Below are 18,974 nucleotides of genomic sequence, written 5' to 3'. Positions count from 1 at the left end.
ACATTCAAAAGGACGTTTCCTAGAGATACCGGTGGATCAACGCCGGACAATGGGCTCATTCCTTCCAGAGTGAGCTGCTTCCATGCCCATGCTCCCACTACGCGTCTTGGTTATCGGCGACAACGCTTCCCGCACGTTGAGGGTGGCCAACAGGCTGCGGCAGGGCGGATGCCGGGAGGTCCTGGTGGTCGCGGATGACCGTCAGGCGTTCGCGGATCTCGAACAGTTCGGCCCGGTGGACGTGACGCTGTGTGTGCTGAGCCAGGGGCGGCCGGATGTTCCGGGCCTGCTGCAGACCCTGGGACGTTCCGGGCAGGGAGGGGCGATCATCATCAGCGGTGCGCTGGCGACCGATGCAGGCCGTGTGGCGGGGCAACTGATTTCGTTGCTGGGCAAGGCACTGCAGGACGATGCCGACCAACCGTCTCAACCGCAGGCCTTGCAGCTGTTGCTGGCCAGGCACCTGAACGAGCGCGACAACGAATCGGATGCGCTGCCGGTCGTGCCGGCCTCCGAAGAAGAGGTTCGCCAGGCGCTCGCCGGCCATCAGTTGCACACCTACTTTCAGCCCAAGTTCAATTTGCAGACCGGTGACGTGTGCAGCATCGAAGCGCTGGCCCGCTGGCACCATCCCTTCAAGGGGGTCTTGCCGCCCTCGGTGTTCATGCCGGTCATCGAGCGTTGCGGGTTGCTGGATGAATTGCTGTTCCTGCAACTGGAACAGGGGCTGAGGCTCCAGCGTCAGGCCCTCGATCAGGGCGTCTCCCTGAATGTCGCGTTCAATCTGCACGCCGGGCAATTGGTCAACCCGGTGCTGACCAGCCGGATTCAGGCGATGTTGGCGGCGCACGGCTTGCCCGGTTCCGGGCTGACCTTCGAACTGACCGAAACAGGCCTGCTCGAGGCCCCGGCGATCAGCCTGGAAAGCCTGGTGCGTCTGCGGATGATGGGTTGCAGTCTGTCCATCGACGACTTCGGCGCGGGGTTCTCTTCGCTGCAGCGGTTGTGTCAGTTGCCGTTCAACGAAATCAAACTGGACGGCGAGTTCGTGCGCGGGCTCAGGCATGAACCGCGGCGCCGGGCCGTGATCAGCAGCACCCTGGCCCTGGGCGAGGCGTTGGGCATGTCGGTGGTGGTCGAAGGGATCGAAACCGAAGAACAGCGCACCGTGCTGTTGGAACTCGGGTGTACCCAAGGGCAAGGTTATTTGTGCGCGCGGCCGATGTCGGCCGCCAGTCTGTTGAACTGGCTGGATCTTCAGCGGGGGATTGAGGCCAGTGGTTGAACTGTATGTGTAAGTTCATTCGCAAGTGCATAACGCCAAAGACATTTATTCATTTTCTTTGGCGTTTTTTTATGGGCGCTTAAATGAGTTTATTGATGTTCGTTACTTGGGAAATTTCCTACAAACAGCAGGAAATTTCCTAACTGAATCCGCGGAGCGAGTCGAGACAATACATTCACTTGATTCCATTGTGATGCCTGTTCGCTATGTCAAACGAAGTTTGAATTCCCGTCGGCCAATGACGAGATTCGATGTTTGTCGGCAAAGCTCCGTATCCGCAATCGAGTTGAAGGCGGAAGTCATCACGCCATGGATGACGCGGGTTTCGGAGGCTGGCTTGAGGCCAGTTCAGTGATGAACAGAATATTTTCGGTGGTTTGGAATACCTCGTTGCGCTGCTGGGTAGTGGCGTCAGAACTGGCCGACAAGAAGACCCGAAGCGGTCCGGCGCCTCAGCGAGCGACAATGGCCGCTGTTGTGGTCGCATTGTCGTCGGGCACCCTCAGCCCTGGCGCAATGGCCGCCACCAACCTGGGTGGCGGTTCCAGTGCGGCCGACTTCTCCATTGCGATCAGCGGGGGATCAACCACCACCGCCAGTAACATCAGTATCGCGATAGGCGATGCCGCCGTGGCATCGGGCAGCAACTCCATTGCGCTTGGGCGGCAGATCAACGTCACGGGCAACAACGCCACCGGTATCGGTTGGGGCGTTGGCGTGGCGGCCACGGACGCGACGGCATTGGGCGCCAACGCATCGATAACATCGGCGGGCACCGCCGGCCTGGCGCTGGGTTCCGCTGCCTCGGTGACTTCCGCCAACGGCGTGGCGCTGGGCTCCAACTCGTCCGCCAAGGGCACGACACTCACCAATGCGGCTTACGGTGTCGGCGGGACGGCGACGGCGGGCGGCGAAGTGAACATCGCCAACGGTGCCGATGGCCGCCGCATCACCGGCCTGGCCGCCGGCTCCAGCGGAACGGATGCCGTCAACGTCAACCAACTGAACAAGGTCGGGCAGGATACGGCAACGGCCCTGGGCGGCGGTGCGGCACTCAATGCGACCACCGGTGCATGGACGGCGCCGAGCTACTCGACCAACAGCATCAGCGCCACGGGCGCCAATACCGGCCCGCTGGTCAGCACCAACGTCGGCGCAGCCCTGAGCAACCTCAACACCAGCGTGACCAACACCGCCGCCGTAGCGGTGAAGTACGACAATGTTGCGACCAAGACTCAGGTGACCTTCAACCCGGCGGGTGCGGCGGTCAAGTTGACCAACATCGCTATCGGTGCACTGAACGCCACCAGCACCGACGCGGTGAACGGTTCGCAGCTGTTTGCCAACAGTCAGAATACGGCGTCGGCCCTGGGCGGCGGCGCGGCGGTCAATGCGGCAACCGGTGCGTGGACAGCGCCGAGCTATTCCACCAACAGCATCAGCGTCACAGGGGCCAACACCGGCCCACTGGTCAGCACCAACGTCGGCGCCGCGTTGACCAACCTCAACACCAGCGTGACCAACACCGCCGCCGTGGCGGTGAAGTACGACGATGCCGCGACCAAGACCCAGGTGACCTTCAACCCGGCGGGCACCTCTGTGAAGTTGACCAACGTCGCGGCCGGCGCCTTGAACGCCACCAGCACCGACGCCGTGAACGGTTCGCAGTTGTTCGCCAACAGTCAGAACATGGCGTCGGCATTGGGCGGCGGCGCGGCGGTCAATGCGGCAACCGGTGCGTGGACGGCGCCGAGCTATTCCACCAACAGCATCAGCACCACAGGGGCCAACACCGGCCCGCTGGTCAGCACCAACGTCGGCGCAGCGCTGACCAACCTCAACACCAGCGTGACCAACACCGCCGCCGTGGCCGTGAAGTACGACGATCCCGTGACCAAGACCCAGGTGACCTTCAACCCGGCGGGCACCTCTGTGAAGTTGACCAACGTCGCGGCCGGCGTGTTGAACGCCACCAGCACCGATGCGGTGAACGGTTCGCAGTTGTTCGCCAACAGCCAGAACACGGCGTCGGCCTTGGGTGGCGGTGCGGCGGTCAACGCGACCACCGGCGCGTGGACGGCGCCGAGTTACTCGACCAACAGCATCGGCGTGACGGGCGCCAACACCGGCCCGCTGGTCAGCAGTGACGTCGGCGCCGCGTTGACCAACCTCAACACCAGCGTGACCAACACCGCCGCCGTGGCCGTGAAGTACGACGATGCCACGACCAAGACCCAAGTGACCTTCAACCCGGCCGGTACGGCGGTGAAGCTGACCAACGTTGCGGCCGGCGTGTTGAACGCCACCAGCACCGACGCAGTGAACGGCTCGCAGTTGTTCGCGACCAACCAGACCGTCGACAACATGGTCAACAACGGCGCAGGCATCAAATACTTCCACGGCAACTCGACCCTGGCCGACAGCAGCGCGACCGGCCAGGACAGCGTCGCCATCGGCCCGCTTGCGAGCGCGACGATTGCCAACGGTGTGGCCCTGGGTTCCAACTCGTCCGCCACGGGCGCGACGTTGGGCAATGCGGCTTACGGCGTCGGTGGCACGGCAACCGGCGGCGAAGTGAACATCGCCAATGGCGCCGACGGCCGTCGCCTCACCGGACTCGCCGCCGGCTCCAGCGCAACCGATGCTGTCAACGTCAGCCAACTGAACAAGGCAGGGCAGGACACCGCGACCGCGTTGGGCGGCGGCGCAGCGTTGGATGCGAACACCGGTGCATGGACGGCACCGAGCTACTCCACCAACAGCATCAGCGCCACGGGCGCCAACACCGGCCCGTTGCTCAGCACCAACGTCGGCGCCGCGTTGACCAACCTCAACACCAGCGTGACCAACACCGCCGCCGTGGCGGTGAAGTACGACGATGCCGCGACCAAGACGCAGGTGACCTTCAACCCGGCGGGCACCTCTGTGAAGTTGACCAACGTCGCGGCCGGCGTGTTGAACGCCACCAGCACCGACGCGGTGAACGGTTCGCAGTTGTTCGCCAACAGCCAGAACACGGCGTCGGCCTTGGGCGGCGGTGCGGCGGTCAATGCGACCACCGGTGCGTGGACCGCACCGAGCTACTCCACCAACAGCATCAGCGCCACGGGCGCCAACACTGGCCCGCTGGTCAGCAGCGACGTCGGCGCGGCCCTTAGCAACCTCAACACCAGCGTGACCAACACGGCCGCTGTTGCCGTGAAGTACGACGATGCCGCGACCAAGACCCAGGTGACCTTCAACCCGGCCGGTACGGCGGTGAAACTGACCAACGTCGCGGCCGGCGCCCTGAACGCCACCAGCACCGACGCCGTGAACGGCTCGCAACTGTTCGCGACCAACCAGACCGTCGACAGCCTCGTCAACAACGGCGCCGGCATCAAGTATTTCCACGGCAACTCGACCCTGGCCGACAGCAGCGCGACCGGCCAGGACAGCGTCGCCATCGGCCCGCTTGCGAGCGCGACGATTGCCAACGGTGTGGCGTTGGGTTCCAACTCGTCCGCCACCGGCGCCACGCTGGGTAACGCCGCTTACGGCGTCGGTGGCACGGCAACTGGCGGGGAAGTGAACATCGCCAACGGCGCCGACGGCCGTCGCCTCACCGGCCTGGCCGCCGGCTCCAGCGCCACCGATGCCGTCAACGTCAGCCAACTGAACAAGGCAGGGCAGGACACCGCGACCGCGTTGGGCGGCGGCGCAGCGTTGGATGCGAACACCGGTGCATGGACGGCACCGAGCTACTCCACCAACAGCATCAGCACCACGGGCGCCAACACCGGCCCATTGGTCAGCACCAACGTCGGTGCGGCCCTGACCAACCTCAACACCAGCGTGACCAACACCGCCGCCGTGGCTGTGAAGTACGACGATGCTGCAACCAAGACCCAAGTGACCTTCAACCCGGCCGGCACAGCGGTGAAACTGACCAACGTCGCAGCCGGCACCCTGAACGCCACCAGCACCGACGCCGTGAACGGCTCGCAACTGTTCGCGACCAACCAGACCGTCGACAGCCTCGTCAACAACGGCGCCGGCATCAAATACTTCCACGGCAACTCGACCCTGGCCGACAGCAGCGCGACCGGCCAGGACAGCGTCGCCATCGGCCCGCTTGCGAGCGCGACGATTGCCAACGGTGTGGCCCTGGGTTCCAACTCGTCTGCCACGGGCGCGACGCTGGGCAATGCGGCTTACGGTGTCGGCGGGACGGCGACGGTGGGTGGCGAAGTGAACATCGCCAATGGCGCCGACGGCCGTCGCCTCACCGGCCTCGCCGCCGGCTCCAGCGCAACCGATGCCGTCAACGTCAGCCAACTGAACAAGGCAGGGCAGGACACCGCGACCGCACTGGGCGGCGGCGCAGCGTTGGATGCGAACACCGGTGCATGGACGGCACCGAGCTACTCCACCAACAGCATCAGCACCACGGGCGCCAACACCGGCCCGTTGCTCAGCACCAACGTCGGTGCCGCGTTGACCAACCTCAACACCAGCGTGACCAACACGGCCGCCGTAGCGGTTAAGTACGACGATGCCGCGACCAAGACCCAAGTGACCTTCAACCCGGCCGGCACAGCGGTGAAATTGACCAACGTCGCAGCCGGTGCCCTGAACGCCACCAGCACCGACGCCGTGAACGGCTCGCAACTGTTCGCGACCAACCAGACCGTCGACAGCCTCGTCAACAACGGCGCGGGCATCAAGTATTTCCACAGCAACTCGACCCTGGCCGACAGCAGCGCGACCGGCCAGGACAGCATCGCCATCGGCCCGCTTGCGAGCGCGACGATTGCCAACGGTGTGGCGTTGGGTTCCAACTCGTCCGCCACCGGCGCCACGCTGGGTAACGCCGCTTACGGCGTCGGTGGCACGGCAACCGGCGGGGAAGTGAACATCGCCAACGGCGCCGACGGCCGTCGCCTCACCGGCCTCGCCGCCGGCTCCAGCGCCACCGATGCCGTCAACGTCAGCCAACTGAACAAGGCAGGGCAGGACACCGCGACCGCACTGGGCGGCGGCGCAGCGTTGGATGCGAACACCGGTGCATGGACGGCACCGAGCTACTCCACCAACAGCATCAGCGCCACGGGCGCCAACACCGGCCCGTTGCTCAGCACCAACGTCGGTGCGGCCCTGACCAACCTCAACACCAGCGTGACCAACACCGCCGCCGTGGCTGTGAAGTACGACGATGCTGCAACCAAGACCCAAGTGACCTTCAACCCGGCCGGCACAGCGGTGAAATTGACCAACGTCGCAGCCGGTGCCCTGAACGCCACCAGCACAGACGCCGTTAACGGCTCGCAACTGTTCGCGACCAACCAGACCGTCGACAGCCTCGTCAACAACGGCGCCGGCATCAAATACTTCCACGGCAACTCGACCCTCGCCGACAGCAGCGCGACCGGCCAGGACAGCGTCGCCATCGGCCCGCTTGCGAGCGCGACGATTGCCAACGGTGTGGCCCTGGGCTCCAACTCGTCTGCCACGGGCGCGACGCTGGGCAATGCGGCTTACGGTGTCGGCGGGACGGCGACGGTGGGTGGCGAAGTGAACATCGCCAACGGCGCTGACGGCCGTCGCCTCACCGGCCTCGCCGCCGGCTCCAGCGCAACCGACGCCGTCAACGTCAGCCAATTGAACAAGGCCGGGCAGGACACCGCGACCGCGTTGGGCGGCGGTGCGACGCTGGATGCGAACACCGGATCCTGGACGGCACCGAGCTATTCCACCAACAGCATCAGTGCCACAGGCGCCAATACCGGCCCATTGGTCAGCACCAACGTCGGTGCGGCCCTGACCAACCTCAACACCAGCGTGACCAACACCGCCGCCGTGGCCGTGAAGTACGACGATGCTGCAACCAAAACCCAAGTGACCTTCAACCCGGCCGGCACCTCTGTGAAGCTGACCAACGTCGCAGCCGGCGCCCTGAACGCCACCAGCACCGATGCGGTGAACGGCTCGCAACTGTTCGCGACCAATCAGACCGTCGACAACCTGGTGAACAACGGCGCAGGCATCAAGTACTTCCACAGCAACTCGACCCTGGCCGACGCGCAAGCCAACGGCCAGGACAGCGTGGCGATGGGCCCGGGTGCCATCTCCGGCGGCACCAACAGCATCGCACTCGGCAATGGCGCCACCGCCAGCTTCGCCAACAGCATCGCCTTGGGCGCAGCCTCGTCGGCGACAGGTTCGACGCTGGGCAACGCCGCCTATGGCGTCGGCGGGACGGCGACGGTGGGTGGCGAAGTGAACATCGCCAACGGCGCTGACGGCCGTCGCCTCACCGGCCTCGCCGCCGGCTCCAGCGCAACCGACGCCGTCAACGTCAGCCAATTGAACAAGGCCGGGCAGGACACCGCGACCGCGTTGGGCGGCGGTGCGACGCTGGATGCGAACACCGGATCCTGGACCGCGCCGAGCTACTCCACCAACAGCATCAGCGCCACGGGCGCCAACACTGGCCCATTGGTCAGCAACAACGTTGGCGCAGCGCTGACCAACCTCAACACCAGCGTAACCAACACCGCCGCCGTAGCGGTGAAGTACGACGATGCCGCGACCAAAACCCAGGTGACCTTCAACCCGGCCGGCACCTCTGTGAAGCTGACCAACGTCGCAGCCGGCGCCCTGAACGCCACCAGCACCGATGCCGTGAACGGCTCGCAACTGTTCGCGACCAACCAAACCGTCGACAACCTGGTCAACAACGGCGCGGGCATCAAATACTTCCACAGCAACTCGACCCTGGCCGACGCGCAAGCCAACGGTCAGGACAGCATCGCGATCGGGCCGCAATCCATCGCCGCCGGCGTCAATTCATTCGCGGCCGGTTCCGGCGCCAGAGCGAGCGCGGACGGTGCTCTCGCGCTGGGCCGTCTGAGCCAGGCGCAGGTGGCGGGCGGTATCGCGCTGGGCGAAGGTTCGGTCGCCGACCGGGTCCTGGCTCCGACCACCGGCTCGATTGCCGCCGGCGCCGGGACGATCATCTACGACACCTCGGATGCCACCTTGCTGGGCTCGGTGTCGGTGGGCAAGGCCGGCAGCTACCGGCAGATCACCAACGTGGCGGACGCCACCGAAGACCACGACGCCGTGACCCTGCGTCAGCTGACCGGCGCCATGGGCTCGCTGAGTTCGACCGGCACGATGTACTTCCACGCCAATTCGACCAACCCTACGGACTCGCTCGCCAGCGGCGCGGAATCGGTCGCCGTCGGCCCCGGCACCGTGGTCAACGGCGATAACGGCATCGGGCTCGGCAACCAGGCCAATGTCAGTCAGGCCGCCGCCGGCGGCATCGCCATCGGCCGCAACACGCAGGTGCTGCTGGCGTCCGGCATCGCGATGGGCAGCGCGGCCCAGGCGGCGGCGGAGCAAGCGGTGGCACTGGGCGCCGGCGCCAATGCCAGCCACGCCATGAGCGTGGCGCTGGGATCGAGCTCGCTCACCACGGTCGGTGCCGAGACGGGCTACAGCGCCTATCGGCTGGCCGGCCCGCAAACGTCGGTCGGCGAGGTCGGCATCGGCACGGCGCTGGGCAGCCGCAAGATCACCGGGCTGGCGGCCGGCACGCAGGACAACGACGCGGTCAACGTGGCCCAACTGAAAGCGGTCGGCGATCAGGTCGACCAGAACACCACGGACATCACGAACCTGGGCGGCCGGGTCGGCGGGCTTGAAACCCTGATCGGCGCGGGAGGCGGCATCAAGTACCTGCACGTCAACTCGACCCGGGCAGACTCCAGCGCCACCGGCACCGACGCCATGGCGTTGGGCGCCCAGGCCCAGGCGTCGGGCACCGGCTCGGTGGCGGTGGGCAGCGGCGCCACGGCGTCGGCCGGTGGCAGCGTTGCGCTCGGCAGCGGCGCCAGCGATGACGGACGCGGCGCCGAAACCTACAGCGGCAAGTATTCGGGGGCGAACAACGTGACGTCGGGCACCGTATCGGTGGGCAATGCGACGACGGGAGAAACCCGCACGGTCAGCAACGTCGCCGACGGCAAGAACGCCAACGATGCGGTCAATGTGCGCCAGCTCGACGGCGCGGTGGCCGAAGCCAAGCAATACACGGACGACTCGATCGCCAACCTGGGGGCCAACGCCGGTCAGCAGGACGGCCGCATCACTTCGGTGGAGGGGGATGTCGCCAACATCAAGAACGGCACCGATGGCATGTTCCAGGTGAGCAACGGCAGCGCGGCGGCCAAGCCCAAGGCCACGGGCGTCGACTCGCTCGCCGGGGGCGCGGGGGCGGTGGCGTCCGGCAAGAACAGCGCGGCGGTCGGCACGCGGTCCCAGGCCAGCGGGGAGAACTCGGTGGCGCTGGGCAACGGCGCCAAGGCGTCGGCCAGGAATGCCACGGCGCTGGGCGCCAACTCGGTGGCGGACCGCGACAACAGCGTTTCGGTCGGCAGCAGCGGCAACGAGCGGCAACTCACCAACCTCGCGGCGGGCACCCGCGGCACGGATGCGGTGAACCTCGACCAGCTGAACAGCAGCGTGGCGGACATCACCGCCAACGCCAATGCCTACACCGACTCGCGCTACATGGAACTGAAGAACGACCTCAAGCAGCAGGACGAAATCCTCAGCGCGGGCATCGCCGGTGCGATGGCGATGGCCAGCCTGCCGCAGTCGTACTCGCCGGGTTCCAGCATGACGGTGGCTGCCGCCGGCACCTATCGCGGCCAGTCGTCGCTGGCCTTCGGCGTATCGCACATGTCCGCCAACGGCCGCTGGGTGACCAAGCTGCAGGGCAGCACCGACACCCAGCGCAAGGTCGGGGTCGCGGTGGGCATCGGTTATCAGTGGTGACCCGCAGACGGGTCTTGTGCAGGTCTTGATCAAACTCTTGAGGCAACAACCATGAACATGAAATCCGTTTTCGTCGCCATCCTGATCGTGCTCGTGGCCCTGGCCGGCTACGACAAATTCCTCAGCGGCAAACCGACCGATGCGCCGCGCATCTGGTTGCGCACGCCGGCGCTGCCGGTCATCCAGGAGGCGGTCTTCCAGCTGTCGCCCAGGTTCGACGAGCCGCGCCAAACCCTGATGATGGAGCAGCTTTGCGGGTTGGCGCGCGGTGAGGCGAAACAGGAACAGGTCAGCGCGTTCCTCACGCAGCAGGGGATCGACGCGCAGACGTTGCCCCGGCAGGGCAGCCCGCTGTCGTTGCTGATCAACGGCGACCGGGCCGGGCAAGCCTCGGCCTGCGCGGCGTACCTGGCGACGACGGTGCTGTCGACCGTCAACGTGGCCGAGTTCATGCGCCCCGTCACGGTGCCGGCCGCCAACGGTCAGCCGGAGAAGACTTCGCTGCAGATCGACAACGCGCTGCTGACGTCGACACTGTCGGTGAAACTGGCGGTGGCGCGGGCCAACGCCGATGTCTTCGCCTTGATCGCCGTGGAGCTGCAGCGCAGCCCTGGCCTGACGATCCCGCAGTACCGCGAACAGGCCGGGCAACTGTTTGCCCGCCTGGCCCCGACGTACCTGCAACGCATCAAGGAACAGCTGCCGCCCGCGAACACCCAGTACAAACTGCTGCAGATGGACGACAGTCGCTTTGTGTTCAGCAGCTCGGTGGGCAGTGTCTTCGAGTTCGGCCGCAACGGACTGATCCTGAGTCAGGGCGGCATCGTCTGGTACGGCAAGGGCCGGTTGATGGGGCAGGAATACCCGCTGCAGGTCGAGTGCTTCTCGGCCGCCGTCAAAGGGCTGCTGGCCTCGCCTGCGGCGCCGTTGACCACGTCGATCCAGTGAGGTGGCCCATGACACGCATCGATCATCGGTATTCAGGTTTTTCGGAGGTGAAGGGTGGCTGATACAGTCGACAGGTTTGTGCTTCGATTGCCGGAGGGTTTGCGTCAGACGCTGAAACGCATCGCGAAGCAGAACCAGCGGAGCCTGAACGCCGAAATCGTCGCTCGCATGGAGCGTTCCCTGGCAGGGCCGCGCAGCCACGATTCCGATGACGAAAGGAGACAGGCTTTGGTTCGTGCGTTCTTTGAGCATGAAGGCGAGGTCAAATAGGGGGCAGGGCGGGTTCGGGCCGGCTTAAAGCGAGGCCCGTTCCAGAAATTTCCTGATCTCGCGCGAGTAGGCGCCGGGGTGCGAGAACCTGAACATGTGGCCGGTGCGCTGCATGATGACTTCCCGCGAACCCTTTATGCCCTTGAGCAGGATCCCGGCGGCTTCCTCGCCGATCAGCTTGTCTTCCTCGGGCGTCAGGATCAGCGTGGGCACGTCGATGTTCTTCAACCGGTCCGTATAGTTCACTTTCTCGATTGAGCGTATGCGGTTGACGTAGGCCTTGTGCGGCGTCTCCTTGAGGAAGAAGGCGCGGCTCTTTCGGGATGACCAGGGGATCTCTCCCTCTTTGTCGAACGACGACGCCAGTTGGGCGGCGTGAATCCGCAGGGTCGTCTGCCGGTAAAAGGGCCCGGGGAAGAACGGCGCCAACGCCGCCAGCGCCTTGAGCAGGGGCGAGGTGATCGGGCTCTTGGCGAACCCGCCTGACAGCACCAGGCCCTTGAGGCCCTTCGGCCGGCGCGTCGCCACCGCGATGGAGGAGACCGCGCCGTAGGAATCGCCCACCAACACGTAGCTCTTGAGATCCTTCACCTGGTCGACGATGAAGTCGGCCAGTGTCTCCAGCTCGCGCACATCGTCCGGCAAGCGAAGGGTGCGCATGGGGCGATCCTGCAAGCCGCTCAACTGGTCCAGTTGCCACGGAGCTCCGGCGAAACAAGGGATCATGACCAGGGTGGGCGCGGTGTTCATGGGGCACTCCAGGCGGTTGAATGAACGGCAACCGGACTCTAGGAGAACCGAGGCCTGCGATCCAATGGCATCGGCGCAGCAACTCGATGCACGGGATGCATGGCGGCTGCGAGGCTCAACCGGCGGTCAACAGCTCGGTCAGCCATTCGATGGCCGGCTCGTTGGCGCGCCCTTGGGCCCGAATCACGAACACCTCCCAGGCGGGCAGGGTCACAGGCAACTCGAACAGGCTCAGTTGCGCGGCCTCCTGCATCTGCAACGCGACCTGCTCGGCCACCACGGCAATCGACTGCGAAGCGCCGACCAAAAACGGTACCGCCAAAAAGTTCGGGCAGGTGACGCTCACGTGGCGGGAGTGGCCCAGAAGCTCCAGCGCCTCGTCGACCGCACCCCGCGTATCGCCCCGTGGTGAGACCAGGATGTGCGGCAGGCGGACAAAGTCCTCCAGTGCCATCCGCAGCGTCTTACCGCGCTTGATCAGTGCCGGGTGGCCCTTGCGCGCGATGCCGACGAAACGCTCCTGACGGACCAGACGGCAATCGAAGCGCTGCGGACGCTGGGCAAAGGAGCCCGAGCCCAGCACGATGTCGACCTCGCCGGCGTCCAGCAGGCGCAGGGCGGATTCGGCATCCGCCGGCCTGAGCTTCAGCACGAGGTGCGGCGCAGCGGCCTGAATCCGCTCCAGCACCGGGGCGATGACGGTCACGACCGCGTGATCGGTCGCCGCCACGGACAGGGTCGCCTGCAAACGGCCGGGATCGAACGGCCCCCGTGGGCTGGCCACCAGCCTGATCGATTCAAGCACCGCCAGCACCCTCGGCATCAATTCGATGGTCAGCGGCGTCGGCGCCATGCCGCGGGGGTTGCGGATGAACAACTGATCGTCAAACGCGCCGCGCAACCTCGACAAGGCGTGGCTGGTGGCGGACTGGGACAGGTTCAACCGTTCAGCCGCACGGCCCACATGCCTTTCGGCCCACAGCGCCTCCAGCACGACCAGCAGGTTGAGATCGAAACGCGTCAGGTCCAAGGGCTTCATGCGGGGCGTCAACCTCTTCGTTATGGCGTCATACGGACGGAGCGGCGACAGGCGCGTGCCTGGCCATCAGTTCGACGGCCCAGTCGATGAACACGCGCAGCTTGGTGCTCACGTGCCGGTTCGGCGGGAACGCCAGGTACAGCGGCATGGGGTCGAGTGTCCAGTCGGCGAACAGCTGGATCAACTCGCCACGCGCGTGATGCGCCTGGGACATGTAGTGCGGCAACCACAGCACGCCCATGCCGGCCAGGCCCGCCGCCAGATAGGCATTGCCGTCGTCGACCGCCAGCGCGTAATGGCCGTGCACCTCGACGGACTCCTCGCCACGGCGCAGCGCGTAGGGCACGACCTTGCCTTTGCGGGCCCAGATGAACCCCACGACGCGGTGCCGGGCGTCCTCCAGCTCACGCGGATGCTCCGGAATCCCGGCACGCTCCAGATAGCTAGGTGCCGCGAACACCCCCAACTGCAGGTCGCCGACCCGCCGGGCAATCAGCGACTGATCGGTGAGTTCGCCGCCGCGTATCACGCAGTCCACGTTTTCATCGATCAGGTCGACGATCCGGTCGCTGACGCCCAAGTCGATCTGGATATCGGGGTATTGCGCGTGGAACTGCGGGAGCGCCGGCACCAGGATCATGCGGGCCAGGGGGCTCGGGACGTCGATCCGCAGCCGGCCCCTGGGCGATGCGGAGGCGGTGGACAGGCTGGTTTCGGCGTCGTCCAGGTCGGCCAGCAACCGCACCGCACGCTCGTAATAGGCGGCGCCGTCGGCGGTCACGTTGAGCTTGCGCGTGGTGCGGTTGATCAGCCGGACGCGCAGCCGCGCCTCCAACTGTTGAACCAGCTGCGTCACGCTGGTCCTGCTCATGTGCAGCGTTTCCGCAGCCTTGGTGAAGCTGCCGGTGTCCACCACGCGCACGAACGCTTGCATCGCATCAAAACGGTCCATACGGGCTCCGGTGGATTGTTTGGAATCTGAAAACAATGATGGCCAAGATTGCCCGTTTATCCGCCGAAGGCGCCACCGTAACGTTGCTCCATCGTTGAAACCGGGGTCGCACCGGCCCCTTGATGGAGAAAGTCGATGGCAACACGCAATGTAGTTTTCCCCGCCGGCCGCCAGGCGCTGTACGAGCGCAACCGCTACTCGCCGGCGATCCGCAGCAATGGCTTGCTGTTCGTCTCAGGGCAGGTGGGCAGCCGCGAGGACGGCACGCCCGAGCCAGACCTGCAAGCCCAGGTACACCGGGCCTTCGCCAACCTGAATGCGATTCTAGCAGCGGCAGGCTGCACCTTCGACGATGTGATCGACGTGACCGTCTTCATCGTCGACCCCGAACAGAAGTTCGAAGCCATCTGGAAAGTCGTGCCCGAGTACTGGGGCCAGGCACCTCATCCGACGCTGACGGCGGTGGGGGTGACGTGGCTTTATGGGTTTGATTTTGAGATCAAGGTGATTGCGAAATTGCCGGAGGCTTCGGTGTAGGTGTGAGGAGGGCGCTAGAGTTCACTCTTTCATGGGGAGTGAAACCTGCGAACTTTGTTAGGAGCAGTGGGCGCGCAGTTTCACGAGCAACAAGGACGCAGCGACCGTCGCCGAATGTTTGCTTTTCGCCTGGCAGAGCCAGAAGTGGGCGGGGGTGATTCATGAGGTCACTCTCCAGCCGCTTCAGGGTGGCGGTAAAACGATTGTCGGTGTCGGACAACCAGAGTTCGCTGATTTCATCCCGACGGCTACGGGCTCCGAGGTCAAGGTTTACTTCATGGCGAACGTCTTCGAAACGCGGCGCGACCGGAGGGCTGAGGCGATTCGAGGGTGTTTGTGAGGGGGCTGAGGAGGGTGACGAGCTGTAGGTTTGCAGATTTGGCGAGGTGAGAGGTTTTCAGAGTGCCAGACATGACAAAGCCCTGAGTGATCAGGGCTTTGTATTGAGGATGGCGGGGCGAGGGGAGGTGGATTTGTGGGTTTTTTACAGTCCTGGGGCGATCTTGATTGGTAGCAAACTGCCGATTGCTGCCCACCACGAAGGGCAGAAGTCGGCCAATAACTGTCTGTAGCCAGCCCTGCTGTTAACAATCAGGGACGCATCACTTTCAAATCCTTTGCATGACAATCTGAGCCTGTCGCTACGCAAGAACTTCACACCTGACCTGTAAAGCAATCACCGCAAAGCCTTTGCCAGTACCTCGCTGTGAGACCGTATAGTTCTGTTGAGCGGACACGTCCTCCCATTGGCTCACACCTTCAACATGTTGATGACCACTGTCCGTCTCAATTTCAAACGCGATGAATCGTTCCGCTTGATTGAGTATCAAACCATAAAGGCGTGGCATTCCAGGAAAGTCGATCTCAAGGTCAAGTACGACGGTTTCTGACCAATCAATGCCTTGGCTCTCGCCAAAACGTGCCAAGGCATCGGGAACACCGGCATCACGCCAGAAACTTGCGGTTTTCATCAGGCGATGGGCAGTTACAGCATTCTGCTCCTGCACATTCAGTTGCCGCTTCTTCAGCAGGCGGTTTATTTGCATTTTGCCCCTCAGATGTTAGCCGCTATCAATCTTCGTACAGGCAGCACATTAACGCTCCAAGAGCCACGGATTGGTTTCAACCGGCCCGCTGCCTTTTAGGCGCAAAGTAGTCTATTTGCCGGCCCGCGTTTCAGTCAGCATATTGATCAACGCTCTCAGGCCGGAGGGTACATGGCGATTCGCCGAGTAATAGAGACACAGCCCCGGATACGCGGGACACCACTCTTCCAGAACTCGTTTGAGTCGGCCGTCCTTGAGCGCATTTGCTGCAAGATGGTCGGGCACAAAGGCGATGCCTATTCCATCAATTGCTGCCTCCACCATCAACGGTTGATCAGTCAATGTAAGAGGGCCGGGAGCGTTGATCCTTTCGACAGCGCCATGGCGCTCAAACTCCCATCGGTAGATTGCACCACTTTCAAACCGGAAGCGGATGCAATGATGGTCATACAGATCTTGCGGCACCATTGGATATCCGCGTTGTTCGAAGTACTCGGGCGACGCCACCGCCGCAAAGCGAACCTCTCCCATGACTGGGATGGCCACCATGTCTTTTGGTACAGCTTCCGCTAATCGGATACCCGCATCGAAACCATCGGCAACGATATCGCTCAGCTTGCCGTCACTGAATACATCGAGATGGACGCGAGGATACTCGCGCAAAAAGCGCGCAAGCACTGGCCACAGTACCAACCGGATGGCGCCTTCACTGGCATTGATTCGCACCGTGCCGCTGGGGGCGTGGTCATTGCCCTCCAGCTCCCGCACGGCTTCTTCAACTGAGGCCATTGCCGGTCCTAGTTTTACGGCCAGGCGCTCTCCCGCCTCGGTCAAGGAGACGCTTCGAGTCGTCCGGTTGAAAAGACGGACGTTCAATCGTTGTTCGAAAGCCTTGATCGAGTGACTGATCGCCGAGGGCGTCATGTCGAGATCGATTGCGGCGCTGCGGAAACTTCGGTGGGCTGCGACCGCTAAGAATGCGGCAAAGGCCGACAGGTCATTGCCCTTGGATTGGTGAATTACTTTCATCATGGAAGCAAATATTGACCAGATTGTCGCGACAGTCAATGACCCATAGACTCGAATGAAGCTGCAGCATCGCGGATCCAAAATGGCCGGTGTAGCTCTCAGAGCATCTCGTCCGCAGCGCTAGCAGCAATGACCACCTGATCGAAAGGAAAATGCCATGAAAATGAAGGCCGTTGTGATGACCGGCGCGAACAAACCCTGGGAGGTTCACGAGGTTCCCATGCCCAAGGCAGAGCCCGGGCTGGTCCTGGTGAAGGTTCACGCCTCCGGCATGTGCTACACGGACGTGTGGGCAACACAGGGGGCTGGCGGCGACATTTATCCCCAGACCCCGGGTCACGAAGTAGTCGGCGAAATCGTCGAAGTCGGTGCGGGTGTCCACACACGCAAGGTCGGAGACCGAGTCGGCACCACCTGGGTACAATCCTCGTGCGGTCGATGCCCGTACTGCCGCCAGAACCGCCCGTTGACCGGCCAGACGGCGATGAACTGCGTTTCGCCCAGAACGACCGGTTTCGCGTCGCAGGGCGGGCACGCAGAGTACATCGCTATTTCTGCGGAAGGCACCGTACTGTTGCCCGATGGTCTGTCCTACACGGACGCCGCGCCCATGATGTGCGCGGGCTATACCACCTGGAGCGGCCTGCGGGACGCGGAGCCAAAACCTGGCGACAGGGTCGCGGTACTGGGTATCGGAGGGTTGGGCCACGTCGCCTTGCAGTTCTCAAAGGCGTGCGGATTCGAGACCATCGCGATCACGCATTCCCCAGACAAGCACACGCTTGCGACCGACTTGGGTGCCGACCACGTCGTTACCAATGCCGAGGAGCTCTTGGCGGTCGGTGGTGCCGATGTGCTGCTGATCACCACCAACGACTTCAAAACCGCCGAAAAGGCGCTCGCGGGAGTCAATCCGGACGGTCGCATCGTCCTTTGCGGGCTCGACTTCAGCAAGCCGTTTTCAATTCCGTCCGACGGCAAGCCATTCCATATGATGCGCCAACGGGTGGTTGGCTCCACGCATGGCGGACAGCATTATCTCGCCGAAATTCTCGACCTGGCCGCGAAGGGCAAGGTCAAGCCTATTGTCGAAACCTTCTCGCTTGACCAAGCCACGGAGGCTTATGAACGCCTTTCCTCCGGGAAGATGCGATTCCGTGGCGTGTTCCTGCCTCACGGCGGAAATTGATACCCAGAGCCGTTCCGGCGACCGCACGGTCGCCGGCTTCGACTCCAACACATAGCCGATGCCATTCACCCCTTATCAACAAACCCGCGAACCGCCCCAAGCACCACCCCGGGCGCTTCCTCCATCAACCAATGCCCCGCACCCGGAACCACCAGTTCCTTCACATCGACAGCCGCATTGCGCATCACAATCGCTTCATTGGCCCCAAACGATTTCTCCCCGCCGATGGCCAACACCGGCATCGTCAGTTTCGCGTTCATCACCGGTTCGTTATCGACCGCATCCTGGCGGATGGCGCGGAATTGGGCGAAGGCGGCGTGCATGGTGCCGGGGCGGGCGTACAGTTTGGCGTAGTGCTGGCGAATGCCTTCATCGACCTTGGCAGGGTCGCCGGCGAATTCGTTCCAGAAGCGGTCGAGGTAGATGCGTTCGCGGCCGGCCACCAGGCGCTCGATGTCCGGGCCGCCGAAGTCGAAGTGCCACAGCATGGGTGAGCGCACGATGTCGTTCCACGGCGCGATGCCGGGGACGGGGGCGTCCATGACCACCAGTTTGTCGGTCTGTTGCGGATAACGCGCGGCATAGGCGAAGGCGACCATGGTGCCGATGTCGTGGCCGATGATCACGGCATTCTTGATGCCGAGCGCGGTCAGCACGGCATGCACGTCGCCCGCCTGGGTTTTCTTGTCGTAGCCGCTCTCCGGCATCGACGACAAGCCCAGCCCGCGCAGGTCAGGCACGACGACGGTGTGATCCTTGGCCAGGTCGGCGGCCAGCGGCGCCCACATGTCGCCGGTGTCGCCGAACCCATGCAGCAGCACAACGGCGGGCCCCTTGCCACCCACACGCACATGGATTTTCGCGCCTTCGACCGCGATGTCCTGCGTCTTGAACGACGCCGGGAACGGCGTTACGTCGGCAAGCGCCGGGAGACTGACGACAGACAGCAGGGAAGCGATCAGCAGGGCTCGGATCATCGCGGGTGCTCCAGGTTGGAATGGGAGGAGCGTAGACCTGTTTGCAACAAATGCATGGGTGGGGGATTTGTTCGTCGACCGCGGACGAATTGCAGTGCGAGTCTGCCGTGCTAAGGCTCCTGTGGG

The 18,974-nt window shown here is 64.0% G+C and carries 12 protein-coding genes; 6 read left to right on the top strand and 6 right to left on the bottom strand.

Going from position 1 to position 18,974, the window contains the following annotated elements:
• The first annotated feature begins 184 nt into the window (after positions 1-184).
• The 4 genes from ACIP0B_RS16765 to ACIP0B_RS16750 all read left to right on the top strand — a co-directional run bounded on the left by ACIP0B_RS16765 (position 185) and on the right by ACIP0B_RS16750 (position 11,329).
• Entirely contained in the window at positions 185-1,285 is a 1,101-nt protein-coding gene (locus ACIP0B_RS16765; protein ID WP_400833844.1) for an EAL domain-containing protein, read from the top strand.
• Positions 1,286-1,594: 309 nt separating this feature from the next.
• The gene (locus ACIP0B_RS16760; protein ID WP_400833842.1) at positions 1,595-10,111 is read left to right on the top strand and encodes a YadA-like family protein; all 8,517 of its coding nucleotides are present in this window, start codon (positions 1,595-1,597) and stop codon (positions 10,109-10,111) included.
• A 51-nt stretch (positions 10,112-10,162) separates the two neighbouring features.
• On the top strand, positions 10,163-11,059 hold the full coding sequence (locus tag ACIP0B_RS16755; RefSeq protein WP_400833840.1) for a hypothetical protein: 897 nt from the start codon (positions 10,163-10,165) through the stop codon (positions 11,057-11,059).
• 54 nt (positions 11,060-11,113) lie between these two features.
• Positions 11,114-11,329 carry an Arc family DNA-binding protein gene (locus ACIP0B_RS16750; protein WP_400833838.1) on the top strand — a complete coding sequence of 72 codons (216 nt, stop codon included), beginning with the start codon at positions 11,114-11,116 and terminating at the stop codon, positions 11,327-11,329.
• A gap of 24 nt (positions 11,330-11,353) precedes the next feature.
• Here ACIP0B_RS16750 and ACIP0B_RS16745 read toward each other — a convergent pair whose 3' ends face one another.
• The 3 genes from ACIP0B_RS16745 to ACIP0B_RS16735 form a co-directional block, all read right to left on the bottom strand.
• Entirely contained in the window at positions 11,354-12,079 is a 726-nt protein-coding gene (locus ACIP0B_RS16745) for an alpha/beta fold hydrolase (RefSeq protein ID WP_400833836.1), read from the bottom strand.
• Between the two features lie 115 nt (positions 12,080-12,194).
• A complete protein-coding gene (locus ACIP0B_RS16740; RefSeq protein ID WP_400833834.1) occupies positions 12,195-13,118 on the bottom strand; it encodes a LysR family transcriptional regulator in 924 nt (307 codons plus the stop codon).
• A 28-nt stretch (positions 13,119-13,146) separates the two neighbouring features.
• Complete coding sequence (locus tag ACIP0B_RS16735; RefSeq protein WP_400833832.1) at positions 13,147-14,070, bottom strand: LysR substrate-binding domain-containing protein; 924 nt, start codon at positions 14,068-14,070, stop codon at positions 13,147-13,149.
• A 135-nt stretch (positions 14,071-14,205) separates the two neighbouring features.
• Here ACIP0B_RS16735 and ACIP0B_RS16730 point away from each other — a divergent pair, with 135 nt between their 5' ends.
• Positions 14,206-14,607, top strand: a complete 402-nt coding sequence (locus ACIP0B_RS16730; RefSeq protein WP_400833830.1) for a RidA family protein — start codon at positions 14,206-14,208, stop codon at positions 14,605-14,607.
• A gap of 641 nt (positions 14,608-15,248) precedes the next feature.
• On the opposite strand, the gene ACIP0B_RS16725 is transcribed toward ACIP0B_RS16730, so the two are convergent.
• Together ACIP0B_RS16725 and ACIP0B_RS16720 are read right to left on the bottom strand one after the other, a co-directional pair.
• On the bottom strand, positions 15,249-15,653 hold the full coding sequence (locus ACIP0B_RS16725) for a hypothetical protein (protein WP_400833828.1): 405 nt from the start codon (positions 15,651-15,653) through the stop codon (positions 15,249-15,251).
• 111 nt (positions 15,654-15,764) lie between these two features.
• Positions 15,765-16,685 (bottom strand): LysR family transcriptional regulator, encoded by a 921-nt coding sequence (locus tag ACIP0B_RS16720; protein WP_400833826.1) that lies wholly within the window; start codon positions 16,683-16,685, stop codon positions 15,765-15,767.
• Positions 16,686-16,839: 154 nt separating this feature from the next.
• Between ACIP0B_RS16720 and ACIP0B_RS16715 the strand changes: the two genes are divergently transcribed.
• Positions 16,840-17,871, top strand: a complete 1,032-nt coding sequence (locus ACIP0B_RS16715) for an alcohol dehydrogenase catalytic domain-containing protein (RefSeq protein ID WP_400833823.1) — start codon at positions 16,840-16,842, stop codon at positions 17,869-17,871.
• A gap of 65 nt (positions 17,872-17,936) precedes the next feature.
• Here the strand turns inward: ACIP0B_RS16715 and ACIP0B_RS16710 are convergent, their stop codons facing one another.
• On the bottom strand, positions 17,937-18,848 hold the full coding sequence (locus tag ACIP0B_RS16710; RefSeq protein WP_400833820.1) for an alpha/beta fold hydrolase: 912 nt from the start codon (positions 18,846-18,848) through the stop codon (positions 17,937-17,939).
• Positions 18,849-18,974 lie beyond the last annotated feature (126 nt).

It is taken from the genome of Pseudomonas sp. NPDC089534 (genome assembly GCF_044749305.1).
Taxonomy (GTDB): domain Bacteria; phylum Pseudomonadota; class Gammaproteobacteria; order Pseudomonadales; family Pseudomonadaceae; genus Aquipseudomonas; species Aquipseudomonas ekonensis.
This window is presented reverse-complemented; position numbering and strand designations above follow the sequence as displayed.